Below are 11,949 nucleotides of genomic sequence, written 5' to 3'. Positions count from 1 at the left end.
GCTGGCAAAGTGGATTGTTTTGTCAGGCATTCATGATATAATAACAACATTGAGAAACCAAATAAAAGGCGGGAAATATAATGCCTACAAAACCATTAGAGAGAAAACCAGACTGGTTAAAAATTAATCTGAAAACAGATGAAAATTTCAAAGAAATTAAATCAATGATGCGTTCGAAGACGCTGCATACGGTTTGTGAAGAAGCTAAATGCCCAAACATTCATGAATGCTGGGCGAATCGAACGGCTACGTTCATGATTTTGGGTGACATCTGTACGCGTGCGTGCCGTTTTTGCGCTGTGAAAACAGGGCTGCCTACGGAGCTCGATCTGCAAGAGCCTGAACGCGTGGCTGACGCTGCTTTACAAATGGGGCTGCGTCACTGTGTTGTAACTTCTGTTGCACGCGATGATTTGCAGGATGGCGGCGCGATGATCTTCGCGGAAACCATCAAAGCGATTCGCCGCAAGCTGCCACTTTGCACGGTAGAAGTGCTGATTCCGGATTTCTTGGGCCGTGAAGAATCTTTGGTTACGGTTCTTGAAGCGAAGCCGGATATTCTAAATCACAATATGGAGACCGTGGAACGCATGTCAGACCGCGTCCGCTCCAAGGCGAAATATCGCCGTTCATTGGAGCTGCTTCAACGTTCCAAACGCATTGCCCCAAACATCCCAACCAAATCCAGCGTCATGATTGGCGTAGGGGAGGAATGGGACGAGTTGTTGCAGACGATGGACGATTTGCGTGCCGTCGATTGCGATATTATGACGATTGGGCAGTATTTGCAGCCGTCGACAACTCACCTGGCCGTGTCCAAATATTACACACCTGAGCAATTCGCTCTTCTCAAAGAAGAAGGCATGAAGCGCGGATTCAAACACGTTGAGTCTGGGCCATTGGTACGCAGCTCATACCATGCCCATGAGCAGGTTAAATCGGCATCGAACGTTTAGAACACGAACGAGTCATAGAAAGGAGAGCTTCCTACCATCATGATTCATATTGCCAATAAAACATACGAGCTCGTTACCGACCATAAAAATGGCTGGAACTTTGAAGTATTCAAAGAACGCTTCAGCGAAGTTTTAGAGCGTTATGATTATATTGTTGGCGACTGGGGGTACAGCCAATTAAGGCTGAGAGGTTTCTTCAAGGAAATCCACCCCAAAGCAACGAAGGAAACCTCCATTGCCGCTCTTCAGGATTACTTGAATGAATATTGCAACTTTGGTTGCGCGTATTTCATTATTGAAAAAGTAAATGGAAACAAGCAGCAACAGCAGGTTCCGTCTGAGCCATCGACGACCACGTCATAGGAGTTAGTGAGCAGTTAAGTAAAAAGACGCCATTCCCACTCGCAAGAGGAAGGAAGGCGTCTTTTTTCTGGCTTATTTTAACTCTAATCCTACAAAAGCTTCGCGAACCCTGTTCCAGAAAGGGAAGGGACGGAATCTGGCAAACTTTACTTTGACATGAGAAGCAACGCGGCAGCGAATAGAAACGACATCGTTGCGCTGCATGTACTTATGATCAAGGGAAAGCAGCATATTCTGATGTGCTTTGGGATAAATGTCACAGTGATGGTGCGCTGGCAAAATCATGGACGAGCCTAAAGTTCGGTAAACTCTATTGTTGATTGAAGCAATCTCGGCAACCTGAATGGCTTCCAAAGAAGGATGCACCATGGCTCCGCCCAAGCTTTTGTTGTAAGCCGTACTCCCGGCCGGCGAGGATATGCAGATGCCGTCACCGCGGAACATCTCGAACATTTCGTCGTTGATGTGGAGACGTGCAACGAGCGATACTTCAATGCCCCGCAGCGTAAATTCGTTGAGAGCCAGATGCGTCTCCACGCCATTTTCAGTCGTGATCTCGATCTCGACAACGGGATATTGGACAATATGAAGGTCTTCAGGGGTGCTCACATTGAACACAAGTGAAGCCAGATGATCTAATTCGTGTGGTTTCCAATCTGCGAAAAAGCCCAGATGTCCGGTATGAAGCCCGACAAAAGCAATGTCATCTAGTCGATGTACATAATTGTGAAAGGCTTGCAGCATCGTCCCATCTCCACCAATGGAAAGGACAATGTCGGGATTCTCTTCATCCCTTGGCATACCTTGTTCAGCGGCGAGCGCGTGGAACCGTGCAGTCAGCTCCTTGGAGATATCATCGCCTCGTTCAATGACGTTGTATTTCAATCGTTTTCCTCCTATTGAAGCGTGCAGTATTTGTCAATTTCTTGCAAGATAGATTCAGGTGTATGCCGAAATTTGGCAGCGACACGATAGGAATCGTTGCTGAAATTTGTCACCCTTATGATCTCGCCATAAGCGGTAATGGGGTGGGGAAACCCTGATAATAAGAAGCTGAATTCCAGAAATAAGGGATAAAAAAGCCGATTTGTCGTAACAAAAGAAAGACCTCCTGCACTGATATCAAGCAGCTGTCCAGAGAAAGCGACGCCCTTGCGTGCGGATAAGCCGCGAATGCCGACAATTTGAAGGGTAATGGGTGTTCGAAGGGAGATCTTGGCCCGGTTGTGCTGTCGGTTCTGATGCTGCAGAATCTCTTCGGGAATAGATAGCGTGAGGTAACAAATCGCTTTTTTTAACTCAAGTTGAAGTAACTCCACGTGCGTATAGTATAAAATTCCACGGTCTTTAAAAGAAAATTCAATAAAAGAAACATGTTCAAGTTTGTCGAATGGAAACACGCCCACGAGCTCTAAACAAACTGTGAAGGAATCTTCTCCAATTTTATCAATGTAGAAATTATCTTCATAGCAAAAAGGCTGTCCATCTTTGGACTCACCGACAACAATCAAATGACAATCGGAGTTCGGTGCGATATATGCCAATTCTAGTGCCTTATTCCAATCCATAGCATCACCAAGTGGTTAGATTTGCATTCATGAACGCATACACATACCGTAAGTTCTCTTTTCATAATAATTTATAAAAGAAAATAAGAAAAGCCCCAAAAGGGGCTTAATAGAGGGATTCATACATTTATTGCCATGATAATGTGCTCGTTACTAGTGAAAGCTCAAAAGAATGGGCGAAATTTGTCGAAATAGGTCGAACGCGAATGGAGAAGTGCGGTCCATGGACGAGATGTCCGGGTATGCTTGCTTTATAGCTCTGCACGTGCTCAATCAGTTCGCCTGATGACTCCATCGGGATGATTTTTTGTTCCCATTTTTCACCGTTGTCCTCGTAATAAATGATCTCTACCGCTGTATCCTGCGGCCAAATAGATCCGAAATAAATCTGCGCACTCACTTCCTTGGTTGTTGGTTTGATTTCACTTAAAGGCACTTCCGTAGATAATTTGGCGGAGCGGTCATCGATCCCAATGATTTTTACTTGATACCAGTTATTACGGATGAACTGCTTATAATCGGCAACCTTCGTCGCAACCTCATACTGATTAGCCACAAATAAGCGTGCTCGATCCGCTGTCGGCAAATAGGTCTCTTCCGTATAATCCTGTACCATGCGGTGTGTATTATATACAGGGCTGAGCGATTGGATAGAGCGCTTCATCCGGCTAATCCATTGATGAGGGAGACTTCCTTGGTTGTAATACAAGGGAATAATTTCTTTCTCCAGAATGTGATAAATGGACTGGGTATTTTCTTTCTCCTGCGCAGCCCAATCGGCCGTACCTGTGGAACCAATCGCCCAACCGTTCGTTCCGTTGTAGCCTTCCTCCCACCAACCATCCAGCACGCTAAAATTAAGCACACCGTTCATTGCCGCTTTTTGTCCGCTAGTTCCGCTGGCTTCAAGAGGTCTTCGAGGGTTATTCAGCCAGACGTCTACACCCTGTACGAGATAGCGAGCCATATTGATGTCATAGTTTTCGAGCATCACGACTTTGCCTTCGAATTCTTTCATTTTCGAAACACGGTAAATTTCACGGATAAGCTCTTGGCCGGGATAATCGGCAGGGTGAGCTTTGCCGGCAAAAATGAACTGGACCGGCCGTTCAGGGTCATTAATTAATTTCTTAAGCCGGTACAAATCGTTAAAAATCAGATTAGCTCGCTTGTAGGTGGCAAATCGTCTCGCGAATCCGATGGTTAACGCTTTTGGATTCAAATAATGTCTAACTTCTTCAATCCGCTGCTCGGTTTCTCCATTGCGCCTGCGCTGCTCCATCAAATTCTGGCGAGCGAAGCTCACTAAATCATCTTTCAACTGCTGGTGCACTTTCCAGATGGATTCATCAGGGATGACCTCCACTTGCTGCCATTGGTGCTTGTTGGCTTGCTCTTCTCGCCACGTGCCAGGCAGGAAGCGGTCCAGCAGTTCTTTCCAGCTTGAAGCGGTCCAGGTTTCCAAATGAACACCATTTGTTATGGAACCGATTGGGACTTCGCTAGCGTCAATGTGTCCATGAAATTCTTTGAACATTTCACGGGATACTTGCCCATGCAGCTTACTGACGCCATTGCGGAGTCCGGCCGTATTCATGGCCAAATGCGTCATATTAAATTGACCTGTATGATGGTCAAGTCCGAGTGCTATGATCGCCTGCTTATGTCGTGACAGCTCGTTGAACAGCGGACCGAGATAATGCTCCACCATCCCGATCGAGAACGTGTCATGACCCGCAGGAACGGGTGTATGTGTTGTAAAGACGGTAGCCGAGCGGACAGTTTCGACGGCCACGTGAAAAGGCAGACCAAGATGCAGCAGATCCTTCATTCGCTCCAAAGTAAGGAAAGCTGCATGACCCTCGTTGATGTGGTACACATTGGGGTAAATGCCCAGCGCACGAAGCGCTTTGACGCCGCCAATGCCGAGCACGATTTCTTGCGCAATTCGTGTATCCTGATTCCCGCCGTATAGCTGTGCGGTCAGCTCTTTATCCGCGTGCTGATTGGCTTCATGATCGGCGTCGAGTAAATAAATTCGATTGCGTCCGACCTGCACCTGCCAAATCTGCAAGGTGATGGCCCGGCCCGGCATATCAATCGAAACGGTGAGAGGTGCGCCTTGGTGAAGAACCGGCGCAATCGGAAGTTTGGCAAAGTCATAATCGTATAAGTGGCTTTGTTGTCCGCCTGAAGCATCGATTTTTTGCGTGAAGTAGCCTTTTTTATAAAGAAGGCCAACACCAACTAAGGGAATGCCCAAGTCGCTGGCTGATTTCGCGTGATCGCCAGCCAAGATGCCAAGGCCTCCCGAATAGATCGGCAATGATTCATGGAACCCGAATTCGGCGGAGAAATAGGCAACTTTGACGTAGCCTCGATCTCCATGTTTTTCTTGAAACCAGGTGGGTCCGTTTAAATAAGCGTCGAACCTGTCGATCACTTGTCGATACCGGGTTAGGAATTCCGCATTATGACTTAAAGCATCAAGTTTAGCATCGTCCAATTCATATAGGAGACGAACGGGATTATGGCCGGTTTGAGCCCATTTGACAGGATCCATTTGTGCAAAAAGCTGCAGCGCATCATAGTTCCAACTAAACCATAGATTAATGGCCAGCTCGGATAAACGTTCAATCGCAGTAGGCAATGTTTTGGCTACACGGAGGACGGAGTTTTGCATACGGTATGTTCACTCCCTTTTATCATCATGATTGTAATTATCATTGTCATGGTAATTACCCCTATTATCTTGTTCCACCAACTTTTTCATACACGAGTCTAAGTAAGGAATATGCAGCAAAGAGCCCCGCAATGACAGTAAAAGCAGCCAAGATAACGGTTCCGCTCATAGGGAGAAGGAGCCTGAGATAGCTGAGTACTGGAGATGTTGGATCATACTGCGGCATGAAAACCGTTTTGGCGTCTCGGAACACCTGCAAAGGCTCCCAAAAAATAATCACAATAGCTGCGGAAAGCAAGGCATGGATGAAACGGGAGATTAAAAAAGGCATATAGCGCAGGTTGGTATGACTTAACAGACTAACGATCTGAGCATGCACCGACAATCCTCCCCATGATAAAATGAACGCTCCAATGGCAACTTTGCTGGAAAGCGCCAGTGCAGCAGGAGCATTGCCAGCAGCTTTGGCCCCGATCGTCACCTCGAATAGACCGTTCATAACGGCTTGTGACAATTCAAGGGGAAGTCCTGTGAAGCGCAAGAGGGAATCGATGAGCATGTATATGGCATTCATGACCTTAGCTTGAGTTAAGACTTCCAAGGCAACGGAGAAGAAGACAACAAGTCCACCTACAACGAAAATTAAATTTACCGATTGTAGGACGGATTGGCTGAGAAGCGTACCGATGGATCTTCCATCGGACATGCGGGCATCATGCATGGATTCAAAAGCTCGCTTCCATATCCAGCCTTGGCTGGCGCTATTTTGCTTGGTAGGGCGGCTCCTCTTGCCATGGAATCGCATCATCAATCCAATCATGAGAGAGCCTCCGTAGTGAGCTACAGCCAGAATGATAGCGAGTGAGGCGTCATGGAAGAAGCCTATTGAGACAGCTCCAATCAAAAAGATCGGATCAGAGCTTGTTGTAAATGCGACGAGCCGTTCGCCTTCCTCGCGGTTTACGAGCTTTTGGGTCCATAGCTGGCCCGTCAGTTTGGCGCCGACAGGATACCCGGCTGCGAAGCCCATAGCCACGACGAAGCCGCCGATGCCCGGGATACGGAAGACGGGGCGCATCATCGGATCCAGCAGTGTGCCGAAGAAGTGAACGATGCCGAAGCCAAGCATAATTTCGGAGATGACGAAGAAGGGAAAGAGTGCGGGAAAGAGCACGTCCCACCAAATGGAAACACCGCGCAAGGCTGCTTGAAGTCCGGCATGAGGGAAGGCAAATAAGCATAGAATAATGGCAATAACAACAAAGGCCATAAGTAGCGCCGCGGTAAAGTTTCTTTTCTCCATGGAACTCTACACCTCCTCCTCAACTATATGAAGGAAATGGGACAGACATGCCGGCCTAAAAAACTTAGACTTTGGTACTGTTATGTAAGTGTATTTATGGTAAAATAGGACTAGTAATAGTCTTATATCCTAGGCCGCGGGAGTGATTCAAATGACAAGTGTCATCGTCGGTTTGGTCGTTTGTATGTTCGTGTTTGTCATTCGAGAAACGCTTATGCATGCAGGGGATGAGGATGTAGAAAACTATTAAGTCATTACGAGCAGAGAGGTTCTCACCATGTCAGAGCAAGAACGCAATACGCTGTATGAATTGATGGGGGGAGCAGAGACGGTTCGCCGGATTGTGGAAGCATTTTATCCTAGAGTGCTGAAGAATCCTTTGTTGGCGCCGCTGTTCCCTTCGGATATTGAACCCGTTATGGATAAACAATATATGTTTTTAAGCCAATTTTTTGGAGGTCCGACGCTGTATTCCGATGTCCATGGACACCCTATGATGAGAGGGAGGCATATGCCTTTTCCTATCACAGTGGAACGTGCAGACGCATGGTTAGGCTGTATGGCCGGAGCTATGGAGGAAGTGGGTTTGCCGCAGGATCTACGGGAATTTTTGCTGCAACGCTTGAAGGGTTCCGCTTATCATTTTGTGAATACACCTGAAGAAGAATAGTTCTTCTTTCCTATACTTTCCAGAGAAGAGGCGGGGTTTCAAGATGGTTGAACCTTTGTATGAGATTTCAGTGAAATGTACGTATTGCGACAATTCCTTCAAATCCATGAAGGTTCGTCCGAGCTTCAAAAAAGCGAGCAAAACAGACGCGGATTTCTGCGTTCACTATAAGGGCATCAACCCTGATTACTATATCGTGAGGATTTGTCCTTACTGCGGTTATGCGCATACGGAAAACTTTTCAGATAAGTGGAAGTCAGCGCAACGTGAAGCCTTTCACGAGAAGATTGCGAAGAACTGGACGATGCGCAGCTTTGGCGGCGAACGAACGTGGGAGTCTACCCTGCAGGGTTACAAGCTGGCGCTGGTCAGCGCGCAAATTAAAGAGGAGAAATCCCGCGTTGTAGCAGGACTTCTTCACCACTTGGCGTGGCTATACAGATCCAAAGGCGATTGGGAGCAAGAGAAGCGATTCTTAACTTTTGCCTTGGAAGCGTATGTGCATGTATATGAAAATGAAGGCATGGAGCTCAACAATGCAAGGCTCATGTTTCTGATGGGGGAACTCAACCGCAGATTGGGCCGTTTCAATGACGCAGTCAAATGGTTTTCTCGCATCATTAACGACCGTAAAATCATGGACGCTGCGATGATTCGAGCAAGCCGCGAACAATGGATTGTAACTCGCGAGGATATGCTCGCCATCCGTATGGAACTGCCGGACGAAATGAAACAAGCTACTTAATAGCTCGCTTAAAAAATGAGATGAACGCTTGCCTATGTGATGTGGTGATTGCTTGAGTGCGATCCCTTGCATAGTTAAGCGTTCATTTTTTGATCAAGCACTTGGAGTTCCTTGTAGTGGGTGAACCGATTTTTTCCTTGACGTTTGGATTCATAGAGGGCTTGATCGGCTTCATAGATCAATTGAGTTAATTCAGCCTGGGGCGATTTAGCGGTAGAAATGCCAATAGAAATTGTGATAGGTGTTGCGACGTTTTGGTTTTTATGAAGGAACGATTGGGCAGCCATAAAGCATAGACGTTGAGCGTATAGGCTAAGTTTAATCGGATCGGTCTCCGAACTGAGAAGAATGAACTCTTCCCCGCCGTATCTGGCGAGATAATCCTCTTCTCGGATATGGTGCCGAAGGACATGGCTAATTTCTCTCAGGAGTTGATCACCTTCCAGATGCCCGAAGAGATCATTATATTGTTTGAAATTATCCAAATCGATCATCATGATAGACATTTGTCTTCGATGGAGAGCATTGTTGGCAATGGGCATAAAACTGCGCAGATTAGGAAGTTTGGTTAAGCTGTCTTGATTGGCTTGCAGCTCCATCTGGCGTTGTAAGCGCCAACTTTTATTTTCATCATTGACCATAATAATGAGTGTAATGAAAGTAGCGGACATGATAGCTAGCATGAAAAGCTGATCACCGACATAAGGCCAGGACAATCGGCTAATGAGCAGTCCATGAATCAGGAGGCGTAAGAGAAAGACATACGTGCATATTTGGAGACCGTGTCGAATAGGAATGTCCAAGAAGCCATTGCGGTATTCTTTATTATGAAACAGGGAGCTAATTAGTGCAGGAGCGAGCAAATCTTGTGCGATGTTGAACCAGGCATGATTTTCATGTGAAATGAGGCTGAAGCCCGTCGGTAAGACGGTTGAAAGAAGGGCAATCGGCATGCCGTAACGTAAGCCGGCCATGAAGATAGGCAAGGAGCGTAAATCTATGAGACCGAGCGGCTCAGGCAGAGGTTCGAGCATCATGATGATACAAGCAAGACCGGTGAGCAAAGGCGCAAGAAGCTGCTCGAAGGAATCGGTCAGCATCTTGCTTCGTACTTTCATAGCCACGTAATTCAGTGTGACTAGCGTGCATGCACTTGTCAAAGGAACGAGATACTCATTCATAGGAACTCTTTCTACTCCTTGCGCTTGAAAGCTACGATTGTTTCGTTCGTATAGCGGTGTCCGCCAATAAATAATCGCGGTCTGTGTCAATGAGCGTCAGCTTGTTGTGACAGCAAGGAAACACAAGCAGCTTTTTTTTACCTTCGTGAATGGATTTCAATTCGTGGATTTTCAGCGGCAGCAGCACATTGGAGCTATGGCAAAACGGACATTCGGCCACATAAACGTCCTTCATTACAATGTCATAAGGCCAAGTGTTGGCAAAAGGAAACAACACAGCTTACTTCGATTCTGGTTCGCTTGTTTCCGAAGTGGAAGTTTTCGCGAGCTCTGCTAATTTTTGAAGTAAAATATGTTGTGGCATATGCATGAGATGTTCCAAAGGTACTTTAAGCTGCTCAGCCAATTTGACGGCTGTTTCTGGAGAAATTTGTAACGGTTTCATTATTGTTATCACACCATCCCGTTCCGATTTTTTTGCAGGAACTTTATTTTATTGAATCATACTTCTTACCTATAAGCAATGAGGAAGATTACGATGATTGCTCCTGATAGACCGTTTATGATTTAATGAAAGTAGGAAAGGAAAGGTGATGGCTTTGCTTCATTTACCTCTTAATCAAACGTGGAATTTAGAAACTTTTTTTCATGGTGGAAGTGAGTCTCCTGCATTCGCAGCACATCTGAAGGAGCTTCAAGCTTCGATTGCGGCTTTCCAAGAGCAGGTGCGGAACACACCATCCCCACAGCAAGCAGCAGAAACGGATGGTCTTGCGAAGCTGGTTGAATTGTTCCAGAGTAATTTGAAAAATATTCACGAGGCTGATTCTTTTGTAGGCTGTCTGCTAGCCGATAATCAGAAGGATAAGAAAGCGCCTGTATTGAATGGACAGGTCAAAAGCTTATACGCTGAGCATCTGTCGTCACTTACACATTTTGACCAAGTGCTTACAGGTATTCCGGATGCGGTGTGGTCAGAGATTTTGAAGAAAGAACCGTTCCATGCAATCGCATTTCCGCTTCATGAACGTCGTGCTTTGGCACAAGAAAAGCTGTCGCCGGAACAAGAAGCATTAATCAATGATTTGGCCGTAGACGGCTATCATGGGTGGGGCGACTTGTATAATTCTACCGTAGGTCAATTCCGCATGCCTGTGGAGGTTGACGGAGAAACGGTTGAGCTTTCCGCCGGCCAAGCGTTTAATAAGCTGCATACAGAGAACCGTGAAGAACGGCTTGCCTTATTTGACAGTTGGGAAAAGGCCTGGACAGACAAGGAAGATTACTGCGCAGAAGCGCTGAACCATCTGGCCGGATTCCGCCTTCAAGTGTACAAATACAGAGGCTGGAACAGCATACATAAAGAGCCGCTCGCGATTAATCGCATGGAAGAGAAGACGCTGAATGTCATGTGGGAGGTTATCGACCGCAATAAAGCGATCTTCGTCGAATATTTGAACCGTAAAGCGAAGCTGCTTGGCGTTGAGAAATTGGCGTGGGTGGATGTCGATGCACCGCTAGGCGACTCTTCGAAGAAAATTTCATACGATGAAGGCGCAAGCCTCATTATTGAGCAGTTCGAGCGCTTCAGTCCGAAGCTGGCCGCCTTCTCGGAGCAAGCCTTCGAGAATCGCTGGATTGAAGCTGAGGACCGCGCTGGGAAGCGCCCAGGCGGCTTCTGTACATCGTTCCCGGTCGCGGGAGAGACAAGGATCTTCATGACGTACGGCGGCACGCTGAACAACGTCTCAACGCTTGCGCATGAGCTTGGCCACGGCTACCATCAGCACGTTATGACGGATATGCCTGCCCTCGCGCAAGAGTACGCCATGAACGTGGCGGAAACCGCGTCTACGTTCGCGGAAATGATCGTTGCGGACGCTGTTGTGAAGAGCGCCTCGACCGATGAAGAGCGTATCATTTTGCTTGAAGATAAAATCCAGCGGGCGATCGCTTTCTTCATGAATATTCATGCGAGATTCATTTTTGAAACGAACTTCTATGCCGAGCGCCGTCAAGGACTTGTAAGCGTGGAGCGTCTGAATGAGCTGATGGTAGACGCTCAGAAGGTTGCCTACCAAGATGCGCTGAGCAGCTATCATCCGCATTTCTGGGCGGCCAAATTGCATTTCTATGCAACGGATGTGCCTTTCTACAACTTCCCATACACATTCGGCTATATGTTTAGCGCTGGTATTTATGCGAGAGCAGTGCAAGAAGGCGCGGCTTTCGAAGATAAGTACATCTCTCTGCTGAGAGATACGGGCAGCATGAACGTGGAAGAGCTTGCACAGAAGCACCTTGGTGTTGATCTGACTGAGCCGGACTTCTGGCAAAGCGCTGTGGACATGGCGATTCAAGATGTGAAGGAATTCATGCGGCTGACAGAAGCGAAAGTTCAGGTTTAAAAAGAAAAAGGGATATCCTGGAGGTAGATTGTATCTACGCTAGGGCATCCCTTTTGTGTATATAAGATTAAT

At 46.9% G+C, this 11,949-nt stretch carries 12 protein-coding genes; 5 read left to right on the top strand and 7 right to left on the bottom strand.

Annotated features, from left to right (window positions below; genetic code table 11):
- The first annotated feature begins 80 nt into the window (after positions 1-80).
- Complete coding sequence (gene lipA, locus GON05_RS13990) at positions 81-956, top strand: lipoyl synthase (protein WP_157319676.1); 876 nt, start codon at positions 81-83, stop codon at positions 954-956.
- Between the two features lie 39 nt (positions 957-995).
- Positions 996-1,319 (top strand): YutD family protein, encoded by a 324-nt coding sequence (locus GON05_RS13985; RefSeq protein WP_127453036.1) that lies wholly within the window; start codon positions 996-998, stop codon positions 1,317-1,319.
- 72 nt (positions 1,320-1,391) lie between these two features.
- Here GON05_RS13985 and GON05_RS13980 read toward each other — a convergent pair whose 3' ends face one another.
- The 4 genes from GON05_RS13980 to ylbJ all read right to left on the bottom strand — a co-directional run bounded on the left by GON05_RS13980 (position 1,392) and on the right by ylbJ (position 6,873).
- Entirely contained in the window at positions 1,392-2,204 is an 813-nt protein-coding gene (locus GON05_RS13980) for an NAD kinase (protein WP_157319675.1), read from the bottom strand.
- 11 nt (positions 2,205-2,215) lie between these two features.
- On the bottom strand, positions 2,216-2,887 hold the full coding sequence (locus GON05_RS13975; RefSeq protein WP_157319674.1) for a PilZ domain-containing protein: 672 nt from the start codon (positions 2,885-2,887) through the stop codon (positions 2,216-2,218).
- A gap of 127 nt (positions 2,888-3,014) precedes the next feature.
- Positions 3,015-5,570 (bottom strand): alpha-glucan family phosphorylase, encoded by a 2,556-nt coding sequence (glgP, locus tag GON05_RS13970; protein WP_157319673.1) that lies wholly within the window; start codon positions 5,568-5,570, stop codon positions 3,015-3,017.
- 64 nt (positions 5,571-5,634) lie between these two features.
- On the bottom strand, positions 5,635-6,873 hold the full coding sequence (gene ylbJ / locus GON05_RS13965) for a sporulation integral membrane protein YlbJ (RefSeq protein ID WP_157319672.1): 1,239 nt from the start codon (positions 6,871-6,873) through the stop codon (positions 5,635-5,637).
- Between the two features lie 277 nt (positions 6,874-7,150).
- Between ylbJ and GON05_RS13960 the strand changes: the two genes are divergently transcribed.
- Together GON05_RS13960 and GON05_RS13955 are read left to right on the top strand one after the other, a co-directional pair.
- On the top strand, positions 7,151-7,543 hold the full coding sequence (locus GON05_RS13960) for a globin domain-containing protein (RefSeq protein ID WP_157319671.1): 393 nt from the start codon (positions 7,151-7,153) through the stop codon (positions 7,541-7,543).
- A gap of 43 nt (positions 7,544-7,586) precedes the next feature.
- Entirely contained in the window at positions 7,587-8,288 is a 702-nt protein-coding gene (locus GON05_RS13955) for a DUF2225 domain-containing protein (protein WP_157319670.1), read from the top strand.
- A gap of 74 nt (positions 8,289-8,362) precedes the next feature.
- Here GON05_RS13955 and GON05_RS13950 read toward each other — a convergent pair whose 3' ends face one another.
- The 3 genes from GON05_RS13950 to GON05_RS13940 are packed head-to-tail and all read right to left on the bottom strand — an operon-like array spanning position 8,363 to position 9,914.
- Complete coding sequence (locus GON05_RS13950; RefSeq protein ID WP_157319669.1) at positions 8,363-9,469, bottom strand: GGDEF domain-containing protein; 1,107 nt, start codon at positions 9,467-9,469, stop codon at positions 8,363-8,365.
- A 31-nt stretch (positions 9,470-9,500) separates the two neighbouring features.
- Positions 9,501-9,743 carry a hypothetical protein gene (locus GON05_RS13945; protein WP_127453219.1) on the bottom strand — a complete coding sequence of 81 codons (243 nt, stop codon included), beginning with the start codon at positions 9,741-9,743 and terminating at the stop codon, positions 9,501-9,503.
- A gap of 6 nt (positions 9,744-9,749) precedes the next feature.
- On the bottom strand, positions 9,750-9,914 hold the full coding sequence (locus GON05_RS13940) for a YycC family protein (protein WP_145666680.1): 165 nt from the start codon (positions 9,912-9,914) through the stop codon (positions 9,750-9,752).
- A 148-nt stretch (positions 9,915-10,062) separates the two neighbouring features.
- Between GON05_RS13940 and GON05_RS13935 the strand changes: the two genes are divergently transcribed.
- Entirely contained in the window at positions 10,063-11,877 is a 1,815-nt protein-coding gene (locus GON05_RS13935) for a M3 family oligoendopeptidase (RefSeq protein WP_157319668.1), read from the top strand.
- Positions 11,878-11,949 lie beyond the last annotated feature (72 nt).

Source organism: Paenibacillus anseongensis (assembly GCF_009757995.1).
Taxonomy (GTDB): Bacteria; Bacillota; Bacilli; order Paenibacillales; family NBRC-103111; genus Paenibacillus_E; species Paenibacillus_E chondroitinus.
This window is presented reverse-complemented; position numbering and strand designations above follow the sequence as displayed.

Excerpts from the sequence above, each read along its gene's own strand:
- lipA (WP_157319676.1), top strand. The coding sequence starts at position 81 with ATGCCTACAAAACCATTAGAGAGAAAACCAGACTGGTTAAAAATTAAT.
- GON05_RS13985 (WP_127453036.1), top strand. The coding sequence starts at position 996 with ATGATTCATATTGCCAATAAAACATACGAGCTCGTTACCGACCATAAA.
- GON05_RS13975 (WP_157319674.1), bottom strand. The coding sequence starts at position 2,887 with ATGGATTGGAATAAGGCACTAGAATTGGCATATATCGCACCGAACTCC.
- glgP (WP_157319673.1), bottom strand. The coding sequence starts at position 5,570 with ATGCAAAACTCCGTCCTCCGTGTAGCCAAAACATTGCCTACTGCGATT.
- ylbJ (WP_157319672.1), bottom strand. The coding sequence starts at position 6,873 with ATGGAGAAAAGAAACTTTACCGCGGCGCTACTTATGGCCTTTGTTGTT.
- GON05_RS13960 (WP_157319671.1), top strand. The coding sequence starts at position 7,151 with ATGTCAGAGCAAGAACGCAATACGCTGTATGAATTGATGGGGGGAGCA.
- GON05_RS13955 (WP_157319670.1), top strand. The coding sequence starts at position 7,587 with ATGGTTGAACCTTTGTATGAGATTTCAGTGAAATGTACGTATTGCGAC.
- GON05_RS13950 (WP_157319669.1), bottom strand. The coding sequence starts at position 9,469 with ATGAATGAGTATCTCGTTCCTTTGACAAGTGCATGCACGCTAGTCACA.
- GON05_RS13940 (WP_145666680.1), bottom strand. The coding sequence starts at position 9,914 with ATGAAACCGTTACAAATTTCTCCAGAAACAGCCGTCAAATTGGCTGAG.
- GON05_RS13935 (WP_157319668.1), top strand. The coding sequence starts at position 10,063 with ATGGCTTTGCTTCATTTACCTCTTAATCAAACGTGGAATTTAGAAACT.